Genomic DNA, 24,648 nt, shown 5'->3' with positions numbered 1-24,648 from the left:
GGTCATGGCCAACCACCTGTTCGTCCTGGAGCAGTACGACTGTTCCTTCGAGGCGGGCATGGCGGCGCCGCTGATCACCGCTCCGGGTTGTCGGCTGGTCGCCGCCATCCGGTTGCCCACCGACGATGTCGTGATCGCGCTGGTCGAGGGCCCCGACGCGGAGGTGGTGGCCGCGGCCGCCGCCGACAGCGCGTGGCGGGTCGACCGGCTGATTCCGGCCCGGTGGATCCGTCCACCTCAGTTCAGCTCCACCAACCCGGACCTCCCCCGACAGGTGAAGGAAGCATGACTGTGCGCCGACTGATCGCACCTCTGTGGTGCTCGCTGCTGCTGCTACCGCTCGTCGCCTGCGGCCCCGACGACACCGGCGGCGTCGACCCCGCCGCCGGAGCCGGTGTCGGGGTCGACGCCGAGGGCAACGGCGACGGCGCCCTGCCCGACGTACCCCGGCCGGCGTGCCCGTTCAGCGCGGCCCAGGTCACCGACCTCGTCGGACAACCGATGGAGGACAAGGGCAACTGCCTGTTCGGCGACGGCAAGGGCGTCGCCTCGCTCACCATCACCACCGCCTCGCCGCTCGCCGGTGAGAGCACCTACGCCTACCAGCGCGAGCAGGCCACCCAGGTCTACCGCGAGGTGAAGGACGTCGACAAGGGCCGCAAGGCGTACCTCGCGGTGAAGGACATCGAGGGCGAGGCCGTCGTGGTCAGCGACAAGGGCAGCTACACCGTGATCCTCAGCAGCTTCGAGCGGATCAGTGCCAAGCCCGGCGGATACGAGTCGACGTTGCGCACGGTGCTCGACGCCCTCCCGCTGTGATGCAGCGCCCTGGACCGGCTGTTTCTGCTACAGGAAGTGGAGCCACGATGACTCACCTCGGAATCGGCAAGCGGCAGCGTGTCCCACTCCTGGCCGCCGCCGTGGTCGCCGTGGGGACGCTCACCGCGCTCGGCGGCTGCGGAATGGTCGGCGGCAAGGACGACGGCGGCGGTGCCCCGGCGGCCGGCGCGGGACAGAGCGCGGCCGCCACGCCCGAGGGCGACCCGGCCGCGGCGCCGTCGGCGGAGGCGCCACCGGCCGCGGCGAAGGTCGACGCCTGCGCGGTGGTGACCAAGGACGAGGCCGAGAAGCTGGCCGGCACCCCGCTGCAGGACCCGCTGGAGAAGCCGGAGGACCGGGACTCCTGCACCTACACGGGACCGGTGACCGGGCCGACCGCCCAGGTGGAGGTGTACGTGGGCGATGGCGCGAAGAAGTTCCTCGACATCGACCGCGAACTCGGGCACAAGCTCACCCCGATCAGCGGTGCGGGTGATGAGGCGTACGCCGAGGACGGCACGGTCTTCGTCAGCAAGGGCGGGGTGTGGGCCTGCATTCGGCTGGTCCGCAGCGAGGACCCGGCGACGTACCGCACGGCTCTGGAAACCGCGGCTCGCGCGGCCGCCGGCCGCCTTTGAACGGCGAGGGAAGCGACGTGGTGGTGCCTGGTTCGTGGCGTCGCCGGACGACGGCCGCGCTGCTCGCGGTGACCCTGTTGCTTCTGGCAGCCTGCGAGCGGGGTGCGGCGGGGCCGGAGCCGCCCGGCGACACCGGTGGGGACCAGCGGTACGGCGCGGCGCCCGCGCCGGACCCGGAGGTGACGTACCAGCCCGACGTGGTGTTCGTGGGCGGCGGGGGCGGGTCCGTGCGCGGGCTCTCCGAGGACGCGTTGACCTGGCGCATCGACCCGGACGCCGACGGTGCGGACAAGCTCGCCCGGGGGAAGGTCATGTTCCTCACCGGACGGGCGGTGGGGCGGGTGCTCGACGTCCGCCGCGACGGGGACGACCTGGCGGTGCTGCTGGGGCCGGTGGACATCACCGAGGTGATTCGCGACGGCACGTTCAGCGGTGACCGCCCGGTGTCGTTGCAGAGCCCAACCCGCTACGACGCCGGCACGCCCTTCTGGGCCGAGTACGACGCCGAGGGCGGCGGCACGGGCGGCGGCACGGGGTCGGTGACGCCCGTGTCGACGGTCGCCGGGGCCGGGCAGGCGGGTGGGGCGGCCACGTTCGGCGTGACGCGGCGGGCGAGCGGGTTGGGTGAGCAGCGGGCCGCCGGGTTCGCGATCAGGCCGATCTGCTGCGCGGGCGGTGTCGGGGTGCAGTTCAGCTACGACGGCGGCGGGCTCCGCCTCGAGGGCACGGTGCAGTTGGTGATGAAGAGCCCGTCGGCCCGGTTCCATCTGGAGATCCGCGGGGCCACGGTCCAGCGGGCGGAGCTGCGGATCTCCGGGTTGGCCGCACTGCGGGTCGGGATCGCGGGCGCCACCGACCGGGGGCAGAACATCAACAAGCGCATCCCGATCCCGCTGGACTTCAGCGTGCCGGTGGGCCAGATCCTCGGGGTGCCGTTCTCCGTCACCGCCACGCAGCTCATCGGGGTGCAGACGGCCTTCACCGCGAAGGACGGCAACATCAAGGCGAGCGGCGAGTGGTCGCTGGGCGGCTCGGTCGGGTTCGGGTACGCCAACGGCGAGTTCGGCGTGACCGAGCCGTGGAACCTCTCCGTCCGCAACAGCATCACCGATTCGATCTACGGCCCGTCGGTCGGTGTGAACGGCATCATCGTCCACTACCAGGCGGCCTTTCGGGCTGGCCTGGGTGCGTTCGGCTTCACCGCCGGGCTGTACACCACAGTCACCGCCACGGTCGGGCTGACGGTCGGGTCCGCGCTGGGTGCGCCGCTCGCGCTCTGCCGCAGCACACAGCTCGGCCTCTTTTTGGACTACGGCGTCGGCTACAGCATCCCCGCCGGCCTGGCGAAGGCGATCAACGTGTTCCTTCGGCTGTTCAACGCCGGATCGATCGAGGCGAAGGGCGGGGTCGGCCGGGTCGACAACGTGTTCAACAAACTGGACGTCCAGCCGGACAAGAAGATCTGCCGCGGTTGACGGGGGGCGGCAGCCGGCCGGTGCGGAGGGTTTCGGGTGACCCTGCGCACCGGCCGGTGTGGCGTCAGCCCGCCGCGCAGCTCGCGCTCAGGCTGCCGGCGGTGCCGGTGCCCTGGAACCCGAACTCGATGGTCTGCCCGGCGCCGATCTGCCTGTTGTAGTCGACGCTCGTCCAACGCGTGGTGCCGCTGTCACCACTGCGGTTGGCGCTCCACCCGTTGGTCACCGTGGCACCCGACGGCAGCGTGATCGTCACCGTCCAGGAGTTGACTGCCGCGGATCCCGCCGTCACCCGTACCGATGCGACGAAACCGCCCGGCCACTGGTTCACCGAAACCGTCGAGGTGCAGGCACCCGAAGGCGGCGGGGTGGTCGGCGGCGTCGTCGGCGGCGGGGTGGTCGGCGGCGGCGTGGTCGGCGGCGGGGTCGTGGGCGGCGGCGTGGTCGGCGGCGGGGTCGTGGGCGGCGGGGTCGTGCCACCCGCGTTCAACGCGGCCAGGACCGAGTCGTACGCCGCCTTCTTCGAGCCGTTGCTGTTGAACAGCAACGGGGTCTGCTCGGACCGCCACGAGTCGCTGTCGCGGATGCCCCACACCGTGATCCCGTTACAGCGGGGCACGGCGAGGCAGTCCTCGACAACACTGCGGTACGTCGATGCCGGAGCGCCCTGGATGTCCAGCTCGGTGATCTGCACATCCACGCCCAGCGCCGCGAAGCTCGACAGCGTGGTGCGGTAGTTGCTGACATACGGCGAGTCGTTGTTGAAGTGCGACTGGAAGCCCACGCAGTCGATCGGCACGCCACGGGACTTGAAGTCGCGCACCATGTTGTAGACGCCCTGGGTCTTGGCCCAGGTCCAGTTGTCGGTGTTGTAGTCGTTGTAGCAGAGCTTCGCGCCCGGGTCCGCCGCTCGTGCGGCGCGGAACGCGGCCTCGATCCAGTCGTCGCCCGTGCGCTGGAGGTTCGAGTCGCGGCGCCCTCCGGAGTTGCCGTCGGCGAACGCCTCGTTCACCACGTCCCACGCCACGACCTGACCCCGGAAGTGCGTGGCGACCTGCGTGATGTGGTTGAGCATCGCCTGCCGCAGGGCGCTACCACTCATGCCCTGCATCCACCCCGGCTGCTGGCCGTGCCAGGCCAGGGTGTGACCCCGCACGTTCATCCCCTGGCTGCGCGCGTGGTTGACGATCCGCTCCGCCGCGCTGTAGCTGAACTGACCCTGCTGCGGCTCGGTGGCGTCGATCTTCATCTCGTTCTCGGGCGTCACCATGTTGAACTCACGGTTCAAAATCGTGGTGTACGCGCTGTCGGACAACCTGCCCGACGCCACCGCCGTACCGAAGTAGCGACCCTTCTCCGCCGCGGACGCACCCAGGGTGGTTCCGGCGGACGCGGGCGTCACCAGGACCATCGCCATGCCGGCGGCGAGAGCGCCCGCGCCGGTCAGCGCGATCACGGCTCTCGATGCCGCCTTCCATCTCGTTCTACTCATCCTGCGACTCCGTTTGTCGATGGTGGTGCTCGGTCAGGAGACCGCGCAGGTGGCCCCGTTGAGCGCGAACGACGAGGGTTTGCCGGTGCCGCCCTGGTGGGTGGCCTGGAACCCGATCTCGACCGACGCGTTCGGGGCGATGGTGGCGTTGTAGGAGACGTTGCGGGCGGTGACCGCCCCGCTCGTCGGGGAGTAGGTGGCGTTCCAGCCGCTGGTGATGGTCTGGCCGCTGGGCAGCGTGAAGATCAGCGCCCACCCGTTGACGGCGGCGGTCCCGGTGTTGGTGATGGTCACGCTCGCGGTGAGACCCGAGTTCCAGGCGTTGACCGTGTATCCGACGCGGCACGCACCCGCACCCGGCGGCGGCGTGGTCGGCGGCGGCGTCGTCGGGGGCGGCGTGGTCGGCGGCGGCGTGGTCGGCGGCGGAGTCGTGGGCGGGGGCGTCGTCGGGGGCGTCGTGCCGTCCAGCCCGAAGAAGCGGATCACCTGGGCGGCGTCGACGGGAATGTTGTGCGTGACGCCCTGCATGCTGATCGCCTCGACCGGCGCCATCGGGCCGCTGCTGCCGTACCGGGTGCGGGTGTACCCGGACTGCGGGGAGTCGGTGTACGTCGGGGTCTGGCTGAGCCCGTGCACGTTGGTCCACTGCTTGATCTGCTCACCGAAGTTCGGGTAGCGCAGGGTCTCGTCGCTGGTGCCGTGCCAGATCTGCATCCGCGGTCGCCGGCCGGTGTAGCCGGGGTACGCCCCGCGCACCAGGTCCCCCCACTGCTGGGCGGTCTTGATGGACTGCCCGTTCGCGCACTCGCTGTTCCACTCCGAGGTGCCCCCGGTGGCGAAGCAGGCGAACGGCACCCCGGCGAAGGACGCGCCCGCCGCGAACACGTCCGGGTAGTCGCCGAGCATGACGTTGGTCATCATCGCGCCCGACGAGGTGCCGGTGGCGAAGACGCGGTCCGGGTCGGCGGAGTACCGCTGCTTGACGTAGTCGATCATCGAGATGAGCCCGACCGGGTCGCTGCCGCCACCTCGGCGCAGCGCCTGCGGCGAGGCCACGTCCCAGCACTTGCTGCTGCGGGTCACCGACGGGTAGATGACGATGAAGCCGTACCGGTCGGCGAGGGACGCGTACTGCGTGCCGGAGTAGAAGGCGGGGCCCGTTCCGGTGCAGTAGTGCAGGGCGAGCAGGATCGGCGGCCGGGACGCCAACCGGTCCGGGACGTACAGATGCATCTGGAGGTTTGTGGGGTTGTTGCCGAAGCCGGTCACCTGGGTGAGCGTCGCGGCCGACGCGGGGGTGGCGAATGTCAGCGCGGCGGCGGCGACTGTCGCGACCGCCGTGAGGACGCCGAGCAGCCTTGTCTTTAATGTCATGGTTCGCGATTCCTCGGGAGAATGGCGCATGGAAGGGGGTGAGTCGAGGGCTGCCCTTCGCCCGACCGTGACCGCGGCTCGCGTGACCGTTGTCAGCTTCAATCGAGCACACTCGATTGTCAAGGTTCCCGGAAACCTTTCGGCGCAACGGATTGGGCGGTCACCTGCGCACACGCCCCGCCCGGCGGGACCGTTCACCACCGGCCGACGGCGGGCTATTATCGGCATGTTCCCGATAAGCAGTGCCGAACGGATCAGTGGATGCGACGCCCCCGCGCGTCGGGCACCCCGGACTTGCGGAAGAAGTACGTGTTGATCTGATCCCGCCACTCGGCGGCGCAGCGCACCTGCTCGTCGAGGCGTTCGGCCACCCGTTCGTACACGGCCGGATCGATCATTCCGTTCAGGGTCTGCCACCGCCGCCGCATCACCGCCACCTCCTCGACGCCCGCGAAGTGGGTGTCGTAGATGTGCTGAATGACGGTGGAGCCGCTGTGCAGGACGTGGGTGTACGGGACGTGGTGGAAGAAGAGCAGCAGCTCGTCCGGGCACGTCCGGGGCGACTCGTACACCTCGGCCCAGTAGGGCGGGTACTGGCCGGCGAAGCCGGTGCCCGAGGCGCGACTGCGGTCCACACCGACGCCGTCACGGTCGGCGAAGTGGTAGGTGCCCCACCGCGAGTACTCGTACCCGTCGACGTCGGGGCCGTAGTGGTCGCCGGGATGGACCATGAAACCGACGCCCAGCGGGGCGGTGTACCGCTCGTACGTCCGCCAGGAGTCGTCCATGATCTCGTGCAGCGTCCGCCGTACCAGCTCCGGCTCGGCGGTCGCCGACGGCGGGAACGTCAACGTCATCCACTCGTCGAGGACCGCCGTCGGGTCGAGGCGCGGATCCCAGGCGAGCCGGCCGAACGTGTACAGGTTGGCCTGTGCCAGCGGGTGCCCCGTCCAGAAGGGGTCGTCGCCGGTGTTGGCGACGGCGACCAGGCCACCGCCCTTGCCGGCCTCCCCGGTGACCACGTCGGCGATCGTCCGCCCGCCCGGGCCCCAGGGTTCGAAGCGCAGCACGTCGCTCCAGCACGGCCCGAGGTGGCAGACGTGCCGCTGCTGACCCGTGTACTCCTGGGTGACCTGCAACTCGACCGCGATCCGGGTGGCCGGCATGGCGGCGAGCACCGGCGAGACCGGCTCGCGCGTCTGGAAGTCCACCGGGCCGAACTTCACCTGAAGGACCACGTTGGTGCGGAACCGCCCGTCGAGCGGGACGAAGTGGTCGTACGCGGCCCGCGCCCGGTCGGTGGAGCGGTCCCGCCAGTCCTGGTGGTGGTTGTAGACGAACGCCCGCCAGTGCACCACTCCCCCGTACGGGGCGAGGGCCTCGGCGAGCAGGTTCGCCCCGTCGGCGTGGTCGCGCCCGTAGGTGAACGGACCGGGTTGCCCCTCGGAGTCGGCCTTCACCACGTAGCCGCCGAAGTCGTCGATCCGCTCGTACACCCGTCGGGTGGTGGTCGCCCACCAGGCGCGCACCTCCTCGTCGAGCGGGTCGGCGCTCGACAGTCCACCGAGGACCACCGGCGCGGCGAAGGTGACCGACAGGTGCACCCGGATGCCGTACGGGCGCAGCACGTCCGCGATCTGGGCCACGTCGCCGAGCCGGTCGGTGAGCAGCAGCGCCTCGGCGCGACCCACGTTGACGTTGTTCACCGAGATCGCGTTGATCCCGCTGGCGGCCAGCAGCCGCCCGTACTCCCGGATCCGAGTCAGATCCCCGCGCGGACGGCCATCGGCCCAGAAGATCGAGCCGCCCGCGTACCCCCGTTCGACCTGACCCGTCACCGGGTGCACGGCCACGTTGTCCCAGTGGTTCAACATCCGGCGGCGCAGCGCGGGCCGGTGCAGCTCGGGTGGACGGGCCGGGTCGAACGCCGCCGCGCAGAGCCGTACGACGTGGAAGAGCCCGTACAGCAGGCCGGCGGGCGCGTCGGCCAGCACCACGGTCGTCTCGCCGGAGCGGGCCAGCAGGAACCCCTCGTCGCCGAGCGGCGCACCGTCGCCCAGATCGACGAGCGCCGCCACCCCCGCCGACCGCGCCGCCTCGACCGCTGAGCTGGGCAGCTCGTCGGCGGCGCGCAGGGTGAGCACCAGGTCGACGTCGACGTCCCAGGAGGGGGAATGCCAGACCCGCCCGCCGTAGCGCGTGCAGGCACGTGTCACCTCGTCGAGGACGGTGTCGACGAGCAGCCCATCGCCGTGCACGAGGACGCGGCGCGCGCCGAGCGCACGGAACGCCTCCGGTGGAAGCCAGGCGGGGTGCACGCGCGGGTCCTCGATGTCGGGCGGCTCTGCCACGAACACCGGCTCCTCCAGGTGCATCGACTCGTGCGCGTTCACGAATCCTCCCGGCCGAAGCGCACCTCGGCGGTCGCGAACAGGCTCATGCGGTGAACTCCTTCCGAATCAGGTGGATCATCGGGTCGCCGACGCGCAGGACCGCCAGGACCACGACCGAGGCGAGCAGCGCCAGGACCGCCTCGGAGAAGACCGCGGTGACCCCGGCCGCCGCGGCGAGCAGCAGGGCGTTGCCGACGGTGACCCCGGGGGTACGGACGAGGAAGTGCACGGCCAGACGCAGGACGTCGCGGGTGCGGAACTCGAACAGCGAGGTGATCACCAGCGCGTTGGCGGCGCAGAGGGTCACCCCGACCGCAATCAGGACCAGCGGCACCACCCACCACCTCCCGAGACCGACCGCACCCCGGTAGGCGAGGTTCAGCGCGAGCACGGTCAGCCACAGCAACGTCGGCGCCCAGACCCGCAGCGCGCCCGTGGCGTTGATCCGGTAGCCCCTCCAGAACAGGGCGGCGGGCCGCAGATCCGTCAGGTCGGGCCGCTGGTGGCGCAGGGCGTACAGGGCGGCGCAGACCGCCGGACCGACCGGCAGCAGCAGGAGGGCGACCAGCGGCAGGTTGCTGGGGTCGCGGCCGAGCAGCAGCAGCGGGAGCAGGCCGGGCAGCGTGGTGACGAGGAGCAGCACCTCGACCACGAGCAGCGTGTAGACGCGGGACGCGAACCGGGACAGGGGCCCGTCGCCGAACTGCCGCCAGGCGTGCGCGGCGCTCATCGGTGGTCTCCCGGCTCGGCGCCCAGCAGGCGGCCGGCGTCCCACCACGGCGGAGTCTCGTCCGCCACCGGAGTCAGTTCGACGAGGGTGACCTCGTGCCGGGTGAGGGTGAGGTCCACCTCGACCCGCCCGGCGACGACCGGCAGGGCACGGTGCGTCCGCGACGGTTCCGCCGCCTCCCGCAGCGCGTCGAGCTGTCGGAGGCCCGGCGAGCGGGGGCGGCCCATCTCGGCCCACGCCGCCCAGGCGTTGCCGGCCTCCTCGCTGACCGACGAGCGGAGCAGGAACGCCGAGGTCGTCGCGGGCGTGCCGAGCGGAATCGACAGCGCCAGGGGGTGTCGGTCGGGTGCCGGCGACCGTCCGGTGACGTCCACCGGCGCCCACGCCAGCACGGCGACGCGCCCGTCGGCATGGCGGGTGACCAGGTGGTCGTCGCCGCGCGCCAGCACCTCCGGGCCGAGGCGGGCCATGAAGGCGTACAGGTGGTAGGTGGGTTTCTTGATCTGGCGGTGGGTGAGCAGGCCGAACCCGCCGTGGAACAGCGCGGTCGGGATCCCCGCCTCCTCGAACACGTCGCTGAAGGTCCAGTACGCGAAGGAGTCCACGAGGTCGCCGCCGGCGGCCAGCACGGGTGCGAGGTAGGCGGCGTGGAACGCCGTGTCGTGGATCGGGTTGTCCGGCCGGTAGGAGGAGTTGAACTCGGTGATGTGCACCGGACGGTCCGCCAGCGCGGTGCCGGCCAGGTGCCGGCGGGGCGCGGCGAACTGGGTGAGCAGGTCCGTGGCCGGGGCGAGGGTCTGGTGGGTGCCGAACGGCACGTGCCGCGCCGGGCCGGAGGTGTACGCGTGCCGGCTGACGAAGTCGACAGGCACCTGCCGCTCGGTGACGAACTCGGCGAACGGAGCCAGCCACTCGTCCGCCCCCGGTGAGATCGCCGGGCCGCCGACCTGCAACGACGCGTCCACCTCCTTGACGGCGTGCGCGCTCACCTCGTACAGGTGGTGGTACGCGTCGCGGTCGGCGCCCAGCCAGAAGGGCTCCAGGTTCGGCTCGTTCCACACCTCGATCGGCCAGCCGCGGACCTCGTCGAGCCCGTACCTGTCGACGAGGTGGGCGACAGTGGCGCGGACCAGGTCGGCCCACTCCTGGTGGGACTCCGGCGGCGTGACGTTGCCCCGCCACCAGAACACCGTCTGGTCGCCCGACGCGAGACCGGTGGGCATGAACCCCAGCTCCACGAACGGGCGGATACCCAGGTCGAGGTACGCGTCGACGACCTGGTCGACGTAGGTGAACGAGTGGTGCACCCGGCGCTCGCCGGCGTACTCGTACGGGCGGTGCACACCGACACCGTCGCTGAGCAGCCCATGCCCGCGGATGTGCCGAAAGCCGATGTCGCGTTGGATGAGCGCCAGCGAGTCCTGGTAGTCGCGGCGCAGGGCCAACTCGAAACGGCCGGTGCCGACGGCGAAGCGCCAGGCATCGGACAGTCGGCCCTGCGGATCCGCCGACACGGTCATGCGCGTCATCTCGTCCTCTTCGGTGCGGTGCGCGGCTGACGGAGCTCGGCCGGTCCGGTCGTGACGGGCACCACCGGACCGGCCGACGGTCAGCCGTGGTCCTTCTGGTACCGGTCGTACGCCTTGTTGACCGTGGTCAGGTAGGTCTCCATGTTCTTGCCCTTCAACTCGGCCAGGTACGCGTCCCACTGGGAGAAGTCGCGCTGGCCGAGTGCGAACTGCAGGGTCGCCTGGTAGACGTGGTCACGCAGCGGTGTCTCCCACAGTGACGCCTGCTCCCGTTCCTCGTCGGTCAGGGGGTGCGGCGGCGGCACGGCGACCGGCGGACGGGCGTTCAGCACCTTCTGGAACTCCTGCTCCTCCGGGGAGAAGAAGCCCTGCACCAGCTCCGGCTTGCCGCCGTAGGCGAACACGCCGTTGTAGAAGCCGAAGTCCTTCTGCAGATGCTTGGACGCCGTCGGGTTCAGGCCGATGACGTTGACGTCGGGCGCCAGCTTGGGCTTGCCGGCGGCGTCCCGGACGAACGTCGTTCCCTCGACGCCCCACTTGGCGAACTCCTGACCGGCGTCGGAATACCAGAGCCAGTCGATGAACTGCATCATCGCCACGAAGTTCTTGCTCTCGCGGGCCTTCGAGGAGATCATCACGCCGTTCTCCAACCGGCTGGCGGGGTTGACCTCACCCGCCGGCCCGATCGGCAGCGGGATCTTGGCGATCGTCGCCTTGGGGTTGGTCTTGGCGAGGTCGGGCCGGTAGTCGTTCACGACGGCCTGCGCGTTGGCGCTGATCACGAAGGACTTGCTGTTGGCGAGCTTCTGCCGGGCCTGGTCGTCGGTCTGGGTGAAGCTCTCCGGGTCGAGCAGCTTCTCCGACACCAGCTTGTTGAGGTACTGGAGCATCTGCTTGTACTGCTCCGTGGCGCCGGTGTAGACGAACTTCTTGGCGCTCGCGTCCCAGGAGGTGTGCTGGAAGTTCCAGCCCGCGCCCTGCAGCCCGTACGACACGGCCAGGATGTTGAGCAGGTTGCCGGCCGGGTTGGGCTTGCTCCACCGGTCGGAGAACGGATACACGTTCGGATACTTGGCCTTCATGGCCTTGAGCACCGTGTACAGGTCGTCCCAGGTCTTCGGGGCCGTCAGGTGCAACTCGTCGAGGATGTCCGTCCGGATCGCCAGCGAGTAGTCCTGCCAGGGCTTCTCGTGCAACCCCGGCAGCAGGTAGAACTTGCCGTCCTCCTGGCGCCGCGTGTCGAGCTCGGGCTTGAGGTTCCACCGCGAGATCTTGTCCTGGAGGTTGGGCATGAGGTCCAGGTAGTCGCTGACCGGCAGGACGGCCCCGGAGGAGACGTAGGCGTCCTCCTGGCCGGGGTACGTCTTCGGGATGATCATCGGAGCGTCACCGGCGCCGATCAGCAGGCTGCGCTTCTGTTCGTAGTCGCTCAGCGGCACGGCGACCGGCGAGAGCGTGACGTTGGCCCGTGACTTCAGCTCATTCCAGAAGAGCCAGTCCTCGCGCAACGGGTAGTTCGGATGGTTGTTGTAGAGGATGGAGAACGAGACTGGCTCGCTCGCCTTGAACTGCTTGCCGATGCCGTAGTCGGCCATCGCACCGACCCGGTTCTCCGACAGGTCCTTTTTGTCGGACGGGTCATCGCTACAGGCGGCGATACTGGTGGCCGCGAGCAGAGCGGCTACTGCCGCTGTCGCGGCGCGGCGCCACGATCGGTGGAGCATGGCGGTCCTTTCGGGTTCGGTGAAGGGAAATGGTGGACGTGCCGGTCAGCCCTTGACGGCGCCGAGCATCACGCCGCGAACGAAGTACCGCTGGACAAAGGGGTAGACCACGAGGATGGGCAGGGTCGTGAGCACGATCGTCACGGCCTTGAGCGTCGCCTCGGCCTGCACCTCGTCGGCCTCGGCGATCGCGCCGACGTTCTCCGCGCCGGTGGCCCCCGCGATCAGGTTGCGCAGATAGACGGTCACCGGCCACAGCTCCTGCTGGTCCATGTAGAGAAAGGCGGCGAACCAGGAGTTCCAGAAGGCCACGGCGTAGAACAGCACCATCGTGGCGACGATCGCCTTCGACAGCGGCAGCACGATGCGCAGCAGGATGCCGTACGTGTTGAGCCCGTCGACGGCCGCGGCCTCTTCCAGGTCGGTGGGCAGACTCTCGAAGAACGCCTTCATCACCAGCAGGTTGAACACGTTGATCGCGTTGGGCAACGCGATGGCCCAGACGGTGTTCTTCATGCCCAGGCTGGTGACCAGCACGTAGTTGGGGATCAGGCCGCCGGTGAAGAACATGGTGAACACCGCGATACCGATCAGAGCCGTACGACCCCGCAGGTTCTTCTTGGACAGCACGTAGGCGTAACACGTGGTCAGCACGATCGAGATGACCGTGGCGACGACCGTGTAGAAGACGGTGTTGCGGTAGTTCGTCCAGAACAGCGAGTCGTTCAGCACCAGCCGGTAGGTGTCCAGGTTGAACCCGCGCGGCACGAGGTTGACCTTGCCGGCGATGAGGTACCGCTCGTCGCTGAGCGAGCGGGCCACGACGTTGACGAACGGGAACAGCGTCACCGCCACGACGATGGTGAGCACTATCGCGTTGCACGCCTGGAACACGCGGTAGCCGCGGGTCGGGCGGATTCCGCGCGGCCGGGCACGGGCGGGTAGGGCGCTGCCGCTGGCCGTGTCGGTGGCGTCGACGCTCACCACAGGCTCGTCCCCACGCTGCGGCGGGCGATCAGATTCGCCGTCAGGACCAGCGTGAGCCCGATGACCGCCTCGAACAACCCGATGGCGGCGGCGTAGCTGAAGTTGCTGGACCCGAAGCCCATCCGGAACAGGTACGTGGAGAGCACGTCGGCGGTCGGATAGGTCAGCGGGTTGTAGAGCAGCAGGATCTTCTCGAACCCGACCGCCATGAAGCTGCCGATGTTGAGGATCAGCAACGTCACCATGGTGGGGCGGATGCCCGGCAGCGTCACGTGCCAGGTCTGCCGCCACCGGTTGGCGCCGTCGATCCGGGCCGCCTCGTACAGGTCGTCGTCGACGGTGGTGAGCGCGGCGAGGTAGAGAATGGTGCCCCAGCCGACCGTCTGCCAGACCTCGGACGACACGTAGATGGTCCGGAACCACTCGGCTCGTTGCAGGAACGGCACCGCGTCGCCGCCGGTGGCCTGCACGATCTGGTTGATGGTGCCGTCGACCGAGGTCAACTGCATGACCATGGCCGCCACGATCACGATCGACAGGAAGTGCGGCAGGTAGGACACGGACTGGACGAACCGCCGCAGGCGACGGGCGCGCACCTCGTTGAGCAGCAGCGCCAGGACGATCGGCAGCGGGAAGCAGAACAGCAGGGTCAGCGTCCCGAGCACCAGCGTGTTGGTGAAGACGTCCCAGAACGTCGGGTCGGCGAGGAACATCCGGAAGTACCGCAGCCCCACCCAGTACTCACCGAAGATGCTGCCGCCGGGCTTGAACCGTCGGAACGCGATGATGTTGCCGATCATCGGGAGGTACCGGAAGACCAGGAAGAACAGCAGAGGCAGGATGGCGAGCGAGTAGAGCTGCCAGTCCCGGCGCAGCGCCTGCCGCCAGGTGCGGCGACGGCGCGGCGCGCGCGGCGCTCCGACGGCGGCCTCCGCCGGAGCGCCGGGTGGCGCCGGTGGCGGTGGCCGTAACGTTCCGGATGTCATCCTCGCCTCCTATCCGGAGTGCGGTACGGCCACCAGGGGCTCGATCCGCACCGACGTGAGTAGTTCCCGCTGGTGGCCGACCTCGCGCTCGGCCCCGGTCAGCCGCAGCGCCACGGCCGCCGCCATCTCCCCGCTCGACCGCCCGAACCGCAGCTCCACCGCGCCGGGCTCGACGATGCGCCGACCGGACCGACCGGTGAACGACGCGATGTCGGCCGGTACGCCGAACGTCACCTGCGCCTCCGCCCCGGGCTCCAGGGGCACCCGGGCGAAGCCGACGAGCCGGATCACCGGGCGGGTGGTCTGCGCCACCGGATCGTGCAGGTAGAGCTGCACCACCTCGGTGCCGGCCCGGTCACCCGTGTTGCGGACGGTGATCCGCACCCGTACCTCGCCGTCGACCGGCCAGGCCGTCGTCTCGCCCCCGGTCCCGTCCGCCGACGGCTCGACCGTGGCGTCGGACCACTCGAAGCGGGTGTAGCTCAGGCCGTGGCCGAACGGGTATGCCGGGGTCGTGTCGATCGAGGACACCTTGCTGCGGTGCCCGAGCGGCGGCGACAGGTAGGTGCCCGGCAGGCCGCCGGCGTCGCGGGGGACGCTGACCGGCAATCGCCCGGACGGGTTCACCGCGCCGATGAGCACCTCGGCGAGCGCCTGCCCGCCGAGCTGGCCGAGGAAGAACGCCTGCACGACGGCCGCCGCGGCGTCGAACTCCGGGCCGAGCGCGTACGGCCGGCCGGTCATCAGCACCAGCACGACCGGGGTGCCGGTGGCGAGGACGGCTCGGACGAGGTCGGCCTGCACCCCGGGCAGCCGCAGGTCGGCGGCGTCGCAGCCCTCACCGGAGGTGCCCCGGCCGAACATTCCCGCCCGATCGCCGACGGCGAGCACACACACGTCGGCTGCGGTGGCCGCGGCGACCGCGGCCGGGATGCCCGAGGTGTCCTCGCCGGTGATGGCGCAGCCCGGCTCGTGGGTGAGCAGGGGGACGCGGCGGGCCAGTTCCTCGCGCAGCGAGGCGATGTCCAGGCCGACGCCGTGGTCGCTGTGGTTGACGCCGACGTGGTTGGGAAAGGAGTAGCAGCCCAGCATGGCCATCGGATCGTCGGCGACCGGGCCCACCAGGGCGACCCGGCTCGCGAGGGGCAGCGGCAGGACACCGTCGTTGCGCAGCAGGACGACGGACTCGCGAGCCAGGCGTACGGCGACGTCCCGGCTGGCCTCGTCGTCGAGGCGCAGGTCCGCGACGTCGTCGGGCACCTCGTGCCAGTCCTCGTCGAGCAGGCCGAGCTCGATCTTCTGGATCAGCACCCGACGCAACGCCCGGTCGATCAGCGCCTCGTCGATCTCGCCGGCGCGGACCGCCTCCACCAGCGCGCCGCCGAAGGCGTCCACGGTGGGCAGCTCGACGTCGATCCCGGCGCGCAGGGCCAGGTGGGCGGCGTCGGCTGCGCCCTCGGCGACACCGTGCAGGGTCTGCAGGAACCGTACGGCGAAGTAGTCGGCCACCACGGTGCCGGTGAAACCCCACTCGTCACGCAGCAGCCCGGTCAGCAGGTGCTCGTCGGCGGCGGCCGGCATGCCGTCGATCTCGGCGTAGGAGTTCATCACCGACCGCGCGCCGCCGAGGCGCAGGGCCATCTCGAACGGCGGCAGGATGACGTCGGCCAGCTCGCGGCGCCCCATCGACACCGGGGCGAGGTTGCGGCCACCCCGGGAGGCCGAGTAGCCGGCGAAGTGCTTGAGGGTGGCCACCACGCCGGCGTTCTCCAGGCCCCGCACGTACGCCGCGCCGGTCGTCCCCACCAGGTACGGGTCCTCCCCGATCGTCTCCTCGGTGCGGCCCCAGCGGTAGTCGCGGGTGACGTCGACGACGGGCGCGAGCCCCTGGTGCACGCCCGCGGCGCGCATGGACCGGCCGATCCGGCCGGCCATCTCCTCGACCAGGTCGGGGTCGAAGGACGCGCCCCAGCCCAGCGGGGTCGGGTAGACGGTGGCTCGCCAGGCCGCGAACCCGGTGAGGCACTCCTCGTGCACCTGGGCGGGGATGCCGAACCGGCTGGCGGCGACGATCTGCGCCTGGGAGGCCGCCAGCGACCGGGCGCCGAGCACCGGGTCGACCGGCGCGGTGCCGAACGGCCGGGTGAGCTGGCCCAGCCCGTGGGAGATGACGTCGTCCCAGGCCGGCGTCTCGGCGACCATGTCGGACTGGTGGGGAGCGACGCCCTCACCGGAGGCGTCGGCGCCGACCCAGACGCCGACGAGCTGGGCGATCTTCTCCTGCACCGACATCAGCGGGAGCAGCGCCTCGGCCCGCTCGGCCGGTGACAGCCGCGCGTCGCGCCACGGTGTGACGTCGCGCGACGCGGGTTCGCCGTCGGCGGGCAGCTGACTTCTCATGCCGAGACCCCTTAGCTCCGGCCACGTTCCCGCACCCTCGTGGGATCGGTCCGTGGCGGACGTGTGCGATCCGAAACTTTCCGGAAACCCAAGCAACCTTTTCGGCAACCTAAGTCCACCGCCCGGATGTAGTCAAGGGGCTCGATCGGCCGCGGGACGACTCCTTCGTACGGCCAGTGGCACCGGTCATTGCGCTCAGTCATGACCGAGCCCGGGAACCGTCGCCACCCCGCCCGATCCATGGTCACATCGACCGTCCTGACCGGCTGATCGTGTTAAGGTCTTCCGAAAATTTCGACGCTGCATGAGGCTGCGATGACAGAGCACCGCCCGCTCGACCCACCCGCCTCCACCACCATCGCGACGATCGCCCACGACGTCGGCGTGTCGGTCGCCACGGTGTCCAAGGTCCTCAACGGCCACGAGGATGTCGCCCCCGGCACCAGGGCACGGGTCGAGGAGAGTCTCGACCGTCACCAGTACCAGCGCCGTGCTCGGCGATCGCCCGGCGCGGGACGGATCGATCTCGTGTTCCACGAGTTCGACACCGGCTGGGCGATGGAGGTCCTGCGCGGCGCCGAGGCGGTGACCAGCGTCGCCGGCATCGGCCTCGCGGTCTCTCAACTCGACGGTGCGCACCGGCCACCGCAACGGTGGCTCGACACGCTGCTCAGCCAACGCCCGCTGGGTGTGCTGCTCGTCCTGTGCCACCTGGCCGAGACGCAGCAACAGCAGTTGCGACGCCAGGGCGTCCCGTTCGTCGTGATCGACACCGACAGCGCGACCTCGGCCTCCGTGCCCACGGTCGGGTCGAACAACTGGAACGGCGGCCTGCTCGCCGCTCGACACCTGCTGGAGCTGGGCCACCGACGAAACGCCGTCATCTCCGGGCCGCCCGACGTGCTGTGCAGCCGGGCCCGAGCCGCGGGCTTCCAGCACGCGCATGAGGAGATCGGGTTGACCGTCGACCGCGCGCTGGTCCGCTACGGCAGCTTCTCGGCCGGCGCCGGCCACGCCCACGGGCTCGAGTTGCTGAAACGGCCGGACCGGCCCACGGCGATCTTCGCCGGCTCGGACACCCAGGCCATGGGGGTGCTCCGGGCCGCCCGGCAGTGCGGCCTGCGGATCCCCGAGGACCTCTCCGTGATCGGGTACGACAACCTGCCCGTCGCCACCTGGACCGACCCGGCTCTCACCACCATCAACCAGCCGCTGCGCGACATGGCGGGCATCGCCACCCAGATGCTGCTCGACCTGGTCGCCGGCACTGCCCCGGCGACCAGCCGGATCGACCTGGTGACCGAGCTGGTCGTCCGGGAGAGCACCGCACCCCCCGCCCAGCAGCCCTGACCCTGCGAGGAACCGTGCCGTACTCCGACCCCGCCCTCGACGAGCTTGAGCGATACGTGCCGACCGTCGCCGAGCCCGAGGACTTCGACCAGTTCTGGCGTGGCACCCTCGCCGAGGCGGCCACCCGGCCGGTGCTCGTGGACGTCCGCCCCGAACCCACCGACCTGCGCCTACTCGACTCCTGGGACGTCACGTTCGCCGGCTTCGGCGGTGACCCGGTGCGAGCGTGGTACACCCGCCCCGCGGGCGTACGCGGACCGCTGCCCGCCGTGGTGGAGTACGCCGGCTACGGGCGCGGACGCGGCCTGCCGCACGAGCGGCTGACCTGGCCGGTCGCCGGGTACGCGCACCTGTTGATGGACAACCGGGGCCAGGCGGGGCAGCACGGCGTCGGTGACACCGCCGACCCGCACGGCAAGCCCGGCGGCCCCTGGCCGGCCACCTGGGGAATTCTCGACCCGCACGACTACCACTACCGACGTCTGATCACCGACGCGGTCCGGGCCGTCGAGGCGGTTCGCGCCCTACCCGGGGTCGACGCGGACCGGGTCGCCGTGGTCGGCAACAGCCAGGGCGGCGGCCTGGCCCTGGCGGTGGCCGGCCTCGTCGACGACCTCGCGGCGGTGCTGACGACGGCCCCGTTCCTCTGCGACGTCCAGCGCGCCATCACGCTCAGCGACGTGTCGCCGTACGGTGAGATCGGCCGGTACCTGGCGGTGCACCGGGAGGCCGAGGCCGCGGTCCGGCGCACGTTGTCCTACGTCGACGGGGTGACCTTCACCCGGCGGGCGACCGCGCCAGCGCACTTCGGCATCGGGCTGCGCGACACCGTCTGCCCGCCGAGCACCGGCTTCGCCGCCTACAACCAGTACGGCGCCGCGACCGGACGGCCCGTCCCGCCGCAGCGGGAGATGCACGTCTACCCGTTCAACGGCCATGAGGGCGGCGAGGCCGTGCACGTCCGGCGGCAGTTGCGCTGGCTCGCCGCGCGGCTCGCGCCGACCGCCGCGATGGGCCGGGACTGACCGCTTCGCCCACTCTCGGCCATCGTCGGCATTCGATCCATTGCCGGTGTTAGCGATAACAAGCTATGGTGCGTCCAGGCGGGGTGCAGGGCACATCCCGACCAGGGCTCATCGATCCGTCGTCTCCGACCGTCGATGACCAGAGCGTTCGACCAGCGGTGATGACGTCCGGGTTCCTGGTGCTCGCGCAGCTCACTCTCGCGTACCGCGCGGTTCCGCCTCGTCGGTGGGCCGCCGCTGTCGTGCTCCCACCACCTGAGGAAGCCCCATGAGCAGACCGACCCTTGGCAACCCCGTCCCCCCAGCGCCCGCCACCACCGCGACAACGCCGAGGCCCCGCCGGGCCCGACTGTGGTGGGCGGCCCTGGCCGCCGTCGCGGCCATGACCGCGGCCGTCCCGATGGCGACAACGCCCGCGAGCGCCGAGTCCAACGGCGGGGTGCGTGTCATGCCCCTCGGCGACTCGATCACCGACGGCTTCAACGTCGCCGGCGGATACCGGATCGAACTCTGGCAGCGGTTCGTCTCCGGCGGATACCGGATCGACTTCGTCGGTTCCGGGTTCAACGGCCCGGCCAGCCTCGGTGACCACGACCACGAGGGCCACTCCGGGTGGACCATCGCCCAGATCGACGCCAACGTCGTCAACTGGCTGCGCGCCACGAACCCGCGGACCGTACTGCTGCACATCGGCACCAACGACATGTACGGGGACACCTCCGGTGCCCCGGCTCGCCTGGCCACCCTGGTCGATCGCATCACCAGCACCGCACCGAACGCGGAGGTGTTCGTCGCGACGATCATTCCGAAGTCCGGCGCGGACACCCAGGTCCGCGGCTACAACGCGGCGATCCCGGGGATCGTGCAGACCCGGGCCGCCGCCGGCAAGCGCGTCCACCTGGTCGACATGTACCGCGCGCTGACACTCAGCGACCTGGCCGACGGCGTACACCCCAACGCCACGGGTTACCGCAAGATGGCCGTCGCCTGGTACGACGCGCTGCGCACGGTGCCCGGCAGCATCGGGGGCGACACGCCACCCACCACCGCACCGCCCACCACCGCACCGCCGACCACCGCACCGCCCACCACCGCACCGCCCACCACGCCCCCGCCGTACGGGGGATGCCGGGTCACGTACACGGTCAACGCCTGGAACAGCGGGCTCACCGCGGCCGTGTCGGTGACCAACACCGGCAGCAGCGCGGTCAACGGTTGGGCCCTGGCGTTCACGCTGCCCAGCGGCCAGACCATCACCAGCGGCTGGAACGCCAGCTACTCCCCGTCGAGCGGGGCGGTGACCGCGCGCAACGTCTCCTACAACGGCACCATCGCCCCGAACACGTCGGTCGACATCGGCTTCCAGGCCACCCACACCGGCGACGCCGGTCGGCCGTCCGCCTTCACGCTCAACGGCACCGCCTGCGCGGTCGCCTGACCCTCGTACCGGCAGCAGAACGCGGGGGCCGCGCACACCTTTCCCACACCCTTTGCTCTGCTTCAATCCACGCAACACAAACGGGCTCTCACTGTTGCGTCGGTTGAAGCAGAGCAAAGGGCCCGCGGGTGGTCCTTGACCCTGCGCCGGTAACGCCAGGCAGCGCAGCGCAACCAGCGCAGCGCAACCAGCGCAGCGCCGCTTGGGGCCGGGCAGACGACGGGCTGCGGGGGCGGCGACGCAGGTCGCCGCCCCCGCACGGACGGATGGGTCAGGAATCGGCGCAGGAACGCGGTCAGGCGAGCCAACACGGGAAGGTCGCGTGGTCGGGGCCGCGCACTCCCCGTCGGGTGGGGCTGCGGTGGGAGCGCAAGGTCCGGAACTGTTCCAAGGCCGCTCGGCCGACGGGAACGGTCAGCGGCCTGCCTCGCGATAGAGGCGGCTCACCGTCTCGGCGACGCAGACGGGCTTGCCACCGCCGTCGCTCTCCACGGTCACCGCCGTGACCATCTGCACCCCACCGCTGACCGGTGACACCTCCGCGATGACGGCGGTGGCCCGCACGGCGGCGCCGACCCGCAGCGGCGCGGGGAAGCGCACCCGGTTCAGCCCGTAGTTGACTCCCATTCCGACCCCTTCGACGCGGTACAGCTGACCGGCCAACGCCGGCAACAGCGACAGGGTCAGGTAGCCGTGCGCGATCGTGGCGCCGAACGGCCCGGCCGCCGCGCGTACCGGGTCGATGTGGATCCACTGGTGGTCGTCGGTGGCGTCGGCGAAGAGGTCCACGCGGTCCTGCTCGATCCGCTGCCACGGGCCGGGCCCGAGGGTCTCGCCGACCGCGGCGGTCAGCTCGTCGACGGAGGTGAAGACTCGCATCCGGTGTCCTTAGAGCTAGAAGGCGTTGACGCCGGTGAGCGCGCGTCCGATCAGGAGCTGTTGGATCTGGCTGGTGCCCTCGTAGAGGGTGGCGACCCGCGCGTCGCGCAGGTACTTGCCGACCGGGTATTCGTCGATGTAGCCGTACCCGCCGAAGACCTGGACCGCGTTGTTGGCCGCGCGGACGGCGGCCTCGCTGGCGAAGAGCTTCGCCATCGACGCCTCGGTGGCGAACGGCTGGTCGCGGTCGATCAGGTCGGCGACCTGCCAGACCAGCAGGCGGGCGGCCGCCGTGTCGACGGCGATGGCCGCGAGCAGCTGCTGGACGAGCTGGTGCCCGGCGATCGGCTTGCCGAACTGGGTCCGCTGCGCGGCGTAGCCGACCGCCGCGTCGAGGCAACCCTGGGCGATGCCGACGCAGCCGGCCGCCACCGACATCCGCCCCTTGGCGAGGGTGGCCAGGGCCAGCCGGAAGCCGGCGCCCTCGGCCCCGAGGCGGGCGGCGTCGGGCACCCGCACGTCGTCGAGACGCAGCTCACCGGTGGCCTGCCCGCGCAGGCCGAGCTTGCCGTGGATCTCGCGGCGGGTGAGGCCCGGGCTGTCGGTGGGCACCAGAAACGCGGTGATCCCCCGGTGGCCGGGACCGCCGGTGCGGGCGAAGATCAGGGCGACGTCGGCGGTCGTGCCGTTGGTGATGAACGTCTTCGTGCCGGTGAGCAGCCAGTCGTCGCCGTCGCGGACCGCGCGGGTGCGCAGCGCGGCCGCGTCCGATCCGCTGTCCGGCTCGGTCAGCCCGAAACAGCCAAGCGCGGCCCCGGAGCAGAGCCGGGGCAGCCACTCGGCTCGCTGCGCCGCCGACCCGTGGGCGGCGATCGACTTGGCGACCAGGCCGAGCGAGACGGAGACGATGCCACGCACGGCCGAGTCGCCCCGGCCAAGCTCCTCCAGGACCAGGCAGTACGCGAGGTGGTCGCCGCCGGAGCCACCGTCGGACTCGGCGATGGTCAGCCCGAGGAAGCCGAGGTCGCCGAGCTTGCCGACGATGGCCGGGTCGACCGACTCCTGCCGATCCCACCTGGCGGCGTGCGGCGTCAACTCCCGGTCGGCGAACTCGGCGGCGAGCTGACGGACCGCCGTCTGCTCGGCGGACAGGGTGAGCTCCATGACGAATAAACTAGCGGTGATAGTTTACGCCGTCCAGACCGGACCGTCCCCGTGCCGCGCTCACCGCTCGGAGGCCAGACCGGCGTGCGGCTCGGCGGCGAAGGTACGGGCCAACTCGGTACGGGAGCGGATGCCCAGCCGGTTGAAGACGTTGCGCAGGTGGTGGTCGACCGTACGGGTGGACAGGAACATCCGGGCGGCGATCTCCCGGTTGGTCGCGCCCTCGGCGACCAGTTGCGCGATCCGCAGTTGCTGACCGGTCAGCAACCGCGCCGCCGGCAGGTCCGGCGGCCCGACCGACTCCCCGGCGGCGCGCAGCTCGGCCGTGGCCTGCTCGGCCCAGCGATCCGCGCCGAGCAACGTGAACGTCTCCCGGGCCTGGTGCAGGTGCCCCCGGGCATCCCGCGGACGCCGGCTGCGCCGCAGCTCCTGACCGAAGAGCAGCTCCGTGCGCGCCCGTTCGAAGGCGCCATCCTCCGTCGGGTGCAGTCGTAGCGCGGTCCGGAACTCCTGCTCCGCCTCGACACCGCCCCGGGGCGCGAGCAGCGCGTGACACCGGGCCGAGAGCGCCCGCCGCAGCGGGCTCGCGGTGCTGCTCGCCCACCTGTCGAAGGCCGCGAGCGCGGCCGTCGCCGCCGGCCGGTGCGGCAGGTGGGCCGCCGCCTCTACCAGGTACGGGGTGGCCATCACCTGGACGAGCACCTGGCCCCGGCCGGTGCCGAGCCGGGCCAGCGACGCCAGTCGGGCCGCCGCCTCGGCGTGCCGACCGTCGACGAGGTCGAGCACGGCCAGCGCCCACCCGGCGAGCGCGTGTGGTCGGCTGCCCGGCGTCGGCGTCGGGCCGATCTCGCGGATCCGCCGCAGGCTGGCCTCCCGGTCGGCCCGGACGGCGGCCAGCACGGCGAGCAGGCCCAGGTGGACGTTGGCGCAGTTGAACTGACCGGTGGCGCGGGCGACCCGCAGCCCGTCGCGGGAGGTCTCCGCCGCCGCCTCGTGCCGCCCCAGCCAGTACTCGGCGACCGCGCGCAGCTCCAACGCCCGGGACAGCATGGACAGCTCGCCCCGCTCCCGCGCCAACCCGACGGCGCGCTCGGCGAGCCGGTGCGCGGCGCCGTCCACGGCCACCACCAGCCCGGCCGCCGCCGCGCAGGTGAGCGCGGTCGGAGTCAGCGCCGGCCCGGCCAACCGGCCGCCCAGCACGACGGCTCGGCGCAGCGCGGGCCCGGCCCGCTCGTGGTCACCCCGCAGCGTGGCGGCCACCCCGGTGACGAGGCAACCCGTCAGCTCCACGACCGGCGGGTCGGTCGGGTGCCGTAGGGCCGCCGCGCGGCGGCCGACCTCCGCGTACCGGTACTGGTCGCCGGCGAAGCACACGGCCTCGCCGGCCCGCGCCAACGCCTCCATGGCCACTGCGCGGTCGGTCCCGGCCACCGTACGCGCGGCGGACAGCAGCGTGGCTGCCGCGCCGGCGGCGTCGTCGCAGCGCAGTTGCAGCTCGCCGCGCAGCAGCCCGGCGTGCCCGGTGACGGTCGGGTCCGCGCAGGTCGCGCGGAGCCGGTCGAGCAGGAGCCGGGCCTGGCCGGGCTGCCCGGCGGTCCAGGCGTAGCGGGCGGCGGCGAGCAGGCGCGCGGCGGCGTCGCTCGGGCGGTCGCTGAGCGCGGCGGCCTGGCACAGCGCGGCCGACGCCACGGCCCAGCCGTCACGGCCACCGGCCGCCGCACGCTCCAACTCCTCGGCGAGGGCCGGATCGGCGCCCGCCGTCGCGGCGGCGAGGTGCATCGCCCGCAGCAGCCGCTGCCCGTCCGGGTCGAGGACGTCCGCGAGCAGTCGGTGCGCCGCCCGCCGCTGGGCCAGCGGCGCACCGGCCGCGACCATCGTGCGGGCCAGCGGCTGCGCGAAGGTGACGCCCCCGGGCTCGACACGAACCAGACCGGCGGCCTCGGCCGGGGCGAGCGCCTCGACGGCCAGGCCCGCGGCGTCGGCCGCGCGAACGAAGGTCGCCGGTTGGTCCGACTCGTCGAGCGCGGCGAGCAGCAGCATCCGGCGGGTGTCCGGCGGCAGCCGGTCGAGGCGGGCCCGGTAGGCGCGGGCGAGGGCGCCATCGGCCGGCGGCGCGGCCGGCAGGGGCTCCTCCCCGCGCCACTGCCCGGGACTCAGCACCTCGGTGAGGTCCACGAGAGCCTGCGGGTTGCCGCCACCGACCGCGGCGAGCGTGGCCGCGACCGGCGCGGCGGGCCGCTCGGGT

19 protein-coding genes are annotated in these 24,648 nt (G+C 71.6%); 7 read left to right on the top strand and 12 right to left on the bottom strand.

Translation table 11 applies throughout. From position 1 onward, the window contains the following. The first annotated feature begins 4 nt into the window (after positions 1 to 4). The 4 genes from OG505_RS07370 to OG505_RS07355 are packed head-to-tail and all read left to right on the top strand — an operon-like array spanning position 5 to position 2,932. Positions 5 to 289, top strand: coding sequence for a hypothetical protein (locus OG505_RS07370; RefSeq protein ID WP_405431986.1), 285 nt, complete (start codon positions 5 to 7; stop codon positions 287 to 289). Then, positions 286 to 819: a hypothetical protein gene (locus tag OG505_RS07365; protein WP_405431984.1), complete on the top strand. Its 534-nt coding sequence runs from the start codon at positions 286 to 288 to the stop codon at positions 817 to 819. Before OG505_RS07370 ends, OG505_RS07365 begins: the two co-directional genes overlap by 4 nt. 47 nt (positions 820 to 866) lie before the next feature. Further along, on the top strand, positions 867 to 1,457 hold the full coding sequence (locus OG505_RS07360; RefSeq protein ID WP_405431983.1) for a hypothetical protein: 591 nt from the start codon (positions 867 to 869) through the stop codon (positions 1,455 to 1,457). A 17-nt stretch (positions 1,458 to 1,474) separates the two neighbouring features. Continuing rightward, complete coding sequence (locus OG505_RS07355; protein WP_405431981.1) at positions 1,475 to 2,932, top strand: hypothetical protein; 1,458 nt, start codon at positions 1,475 to 1,477, stop codon at positions 2,930 to 2,932. A 64-nt stretch (positions 2,933 to 2,996) separates the two neighbouring features. On the opposite strand, the gene OG505_RS07350 is transcribed toward OG505_RS07355, so the two are convergent. The 9 genes from OG505_RS07350 to OG505_RS07310 all read right to left on the bottom strand — a co-directional run bounded on the left by OG505_RS07350 (position 2,997) and on the right by OG505_RS07310 (position 16,547). Beyond that, the gene (locus OG505_RS07350; protein ID WP_405431979.1) at positions 2,997 to 4,424 is read right to left on the bottom strand and encodes an endo-1,4-beta-xylanase; all 1,428 of its coding nucleotides are present in this window, start codon (positions 4,422 to 4,424) and stop codon (positions 2,997 to 2,999) included. A 33-nt stretch (positions 4,425 to 4,457) separates the two neighbouring features. After that, complete coding sequence (locus tag OG505_RS07345) at positions 4,458 to 5,798, bottom strand: PHB depolymerase family esterase (RefSeq protein WP_405431977.1); 1,341 nt, start codon at positions 5,796 to 5,798, stop codon at positions 4,458 to 4,460. Between the two features lie 254 nt (positions 5,799 to 6,052). After that, positions 6,053 to 8,191, bottom strand: coding sequence for an alpha-glucuronidase (locus OG505_RS07340; RefSeq protein WP_405431975.1), 2,139 nt, complete (start codon positions 8,189 to 8,191; stop codon positions 6,053 to 6,055). A 43-nt stretch (positions 8,192 to 8,234) separates the two neighbouring features. Beyond that, complete coding sequence (locus tag OG505_RS07335; RefSeq protein ID WP_405431974.1) at positions 8,235 to 8,921, bottom strand: hypothetical protein; 687 nt, start codon at positions 8,919 to 8,921, stop codon at positions 8,235 to 8,237. Next, the gene (locus OG505_RS07330) at positions 8,918 to 10,450 is read right to left on the bottom strand and encodes a GH39 family glycosyl hydrolase (protein ID WP_405431972.1); all 1,533 of its coding nucleotides are present in this window, start codon (positions 10,448 to 10,450) and stop codon (positions 8,918 to 8,920) included. The genes OG505_RS07335 and OG505_RS07330 overlap by 4 nt, the downstream gene beginning before the upstream one ends. Before the next feature lie 80 nt (positions 10,451 to 10,530). Then, complete coding sequence (locus OG505_RS07325) at positions 10,531 to 12,174, bottom strand: extracellular solute-binding protein (RefSeq protein WP_405431970.1); 1,644 nt, start codon at positions 12,172 to 12,174, stop codon at positions 10,531 to 10,533. A gap of 45 nt (positions 12,175 to 12,219) precedes the next feature. Beyond that, positions 12,220 to 13,158 carry a carbohydrate ABC transporter permease gene (locus OG505_RS07320; RefSeq protein ID WP_405431968.1) on the bottom strand — a complete coding sequence of 313 codons (939 nt, stop codon included), beginning with the start codon at positions 13,156 to 13,158 and terminating at the stop codon, positions 12,220 to 12,222. Next, positions 13,155 to 14,147: an ABC transporter permease gene (locus OG505_RS07315; RefSeq protein ID WP_405431966.1), complete on the bottom strand. Its 993-nt coding sequence runs from the start codon at positions 14,145 to 14,147 to the stop codon at positions 13,155 to 13,157. Before OG505_RS07315 ends, OG505_RS07320 begins: the two co-directional genes overlap by 4 nt. A gap of 9 nt (positions 14,148 to 14,156) precedes the next feature. Further along, positions 14,157 to 16,547: a glycoside hydrolase family 3 N-terminal domain-containing protein gene (locus OG505_RS07310; RefSeq protein WP_405431964.1), complete on the bottom strand. Its 2,391-nt coding sequence runs from the start codon at positions 16,545 to 16,547 to the stop codon at positions 14,157 to 14,159. A gap of 315 nt (positions 16,548 to 16,862) precedes the next feature. On the opposite strand from OG505_RS07310, the gene OG505_RS07305 reads away from it, so the two are divergent. The 3 genes from OG505_RS07305 to OG505_RS07295 all read left to right on the top strand — a co-directional run bounded on the left by OG505_RS07305 (position 16,863) and on the right by OG505_RS07295 (position 20,360). Next, complete coding sequence (locus OG505_RS07305; protein WP_405431962.1) at positions 16,863 to 17,897, top strand: LacI family DNA-binding transcriptional regulator; 1,035 nt, start codon at positions 16,863 to 16,865, stop codon at positions 17,895 to 17,897. A gap of 14 nt (positions 17,898 to 17,911) precedes the next feature. Further along, positions 17,912 to 18,922 carry an acetylxylan esterase gene (locus tag OG505_RS07300; RefSeq protein WP_405431960.1) on the top strand — a complete coding sequence of 337 codons (1,011 nt, stop codon included), beginning with the start codon at positions 17,912 to 17,914 and terminating at the stop codon, positions 18,920 to 18,922. 268 nt (positions 18,923 to 19,190) lie between these two features. Continuing rightward, a complete protein-coding gene (locus OG505_RS07295) occupies positions 19,191 to 20,360 on the top strand; it encodes a cellulose binding domain-containing protein (protein WP_405431958.1) in 1,170 nt (389 codons plus the stop codon). A gap of 414 nt (positions 20,361 to 20,774) precedes the next feature. On the opposite strand, the gene OG505_RS07290 is transcribed toward OG505_RS07295, so the two are convergent. Genes OG505_RS07290 through OG505_RS07280 form a run of 3 tightly spaced genes read right to left on the bottom strand, consistent with a single transcriptional unit; the run spans position 20,775 to position 24,578 of the window. Further along, positions 20,775 to 21,239, bottom strand: a complete 465-nt coding sequence (locus tag OG505_RS07290; RefSeq protein ID WP_405431956.1) for a MaoC family dehydratase — start codon at positions 21,237 to 21,239, stop codon at positions 20,775 to 20,777. 15 nt (positions 21,240 to 21,254) lie between these two features. After that, a complete protein-coding gene (locus OG505_RS07285; protein WP_405431954.1) occupies positions 21,255 to 22,403 on the bottom strand; it encodes an acyl-CoA dehydrogenase family protein in 1,149 nt (382 codons plus the stop codon). Between the two features lie 60 nt (positions 22,404 to 22,463). Further along, positions 22,464 to 24,578, bottom strand: a complete 2,115-nt coding sequence (locus OG505_RS07280) for a LuxR C-terminal-related transcriptional regulator (protein WP_405431953.1) — start codon at positions 24,576 to 24,578, stop codon at positions 22,464 to 22,466. Between the last annotated feature and the right edge of the window lie 70 nt (positions 24,579 to 24,648).

This window comes from Micromonospora sp. NBC_00617, from assembly GCF_045161355.1.
In the GTDB taxonomy this organism is placed as follows: domain Bacteria; phylum Actinomycetota; class Actinomycetes; order Mycobacteriales; family Micromonosporaceae; genus Micromonospora.
This window is presented reverse-complemented; position numbering and strand designations above follow the sequence as displayed.

Bases quoted from the DNA above. Each gene is read 5' to 3' on its own strand.
- OG505_RS07370 (WP_405431986.1), top strand. From the start codon at position 5: ATGGCCAACCACCTGTTCGTCCTGGAGCAGTACGACTGTTCCTTCGAG.
- OG505_RS07365 (WP_405431984.1), top strand. From the start codon at position 286: ATGACTGTGCGCCGACTGATCGCACCTCTGTGGTGCTCGCTGCTGCTG.
- OG505_RS07360 (WP_405431983.1), top strand. From the start codon at position 867: ATGACTCACCTCGGAATCGGCAAGCGGCAGCGTGTCCCACTCCTGGCC.
- OG505_RS07350 (WP_405431979.1), bottom strand. From the start codon at position 4,424: ATGAGTAGAACGAGATGGAAGGCGGCATCGAGAGCCGTGATCGCGCTG.
- OG505_RS07345 (WP_405431977.1), bottom strand. From the start codon at position 5,798: ATGACATTAAAGACAAGGCTGCTCGGCGTCCTCACGGCGGTCGCGACA.
- OG505_RS07335 (WP_405431974.1), bottom strand. From the start codon at position 8,921: ATGAGCGCCGCGCACGCCTGGCGGCAGTTCGGCGACGGGCCCCTGTCC.
- OG505_RS07330 (WP_405431972.1), bottom strand. From the start codon at position 10,450: ATGACGCGCATGACCGTGTCGGCGGATCCGCAGGGCCGACTGTCCGAT.
- OG505_RS07325 (WP_405431970.1), bottom strand. From the start codon at position 12,174: ATGCTCCACCGATCGTGGCGCCGCGCCGCGACAGCGGCAGTAGCCGCT.
- OG505_RS07315 (WP_405431966.1), bottom strand. From the start codon at position 14,147: ATGACATCCGGAACGTTACGGCCACCGCCACCGGCGCCACCCGGCGCT.
- OG505_RS07310 (WP_405431964.1), bottom strand. From the start codon at position 16,547: ATGAGAAGTCAGCTGCCCGCCGACGGCGAACCCGCGTCGCGCGACGTC.
- OG505_RS07305 (WP_405431962.1), top strand. From the start codon at position 16,863: ATGACAGAGCACCGCCCGCTCGACCCACCCGCCTCCACCACCATCGCG.
- OG505_RS07295 (WP_405431958.1), top strand. From the start codon at position 19,191: ATGAGCAGACCGACCCTTGGCAACCCCGTCCCCCCAGCGCCCGCCACC.
- OG505_RS07290 (WP_405431956.1), bottom strand. From the start codon at position 21,239: ATGCGAGTCTTCACCTCCGTCGACGAGCTGACCGCCGCGGTCGGCGAG.
- OG505_RS07285 (WP_405431954.1), bottom strand. From the start codon at position 22,403: ATGGAGCTCACCCTGTCCGCCGAGCAGACGGCGGTCCGTCAGCTCGCC.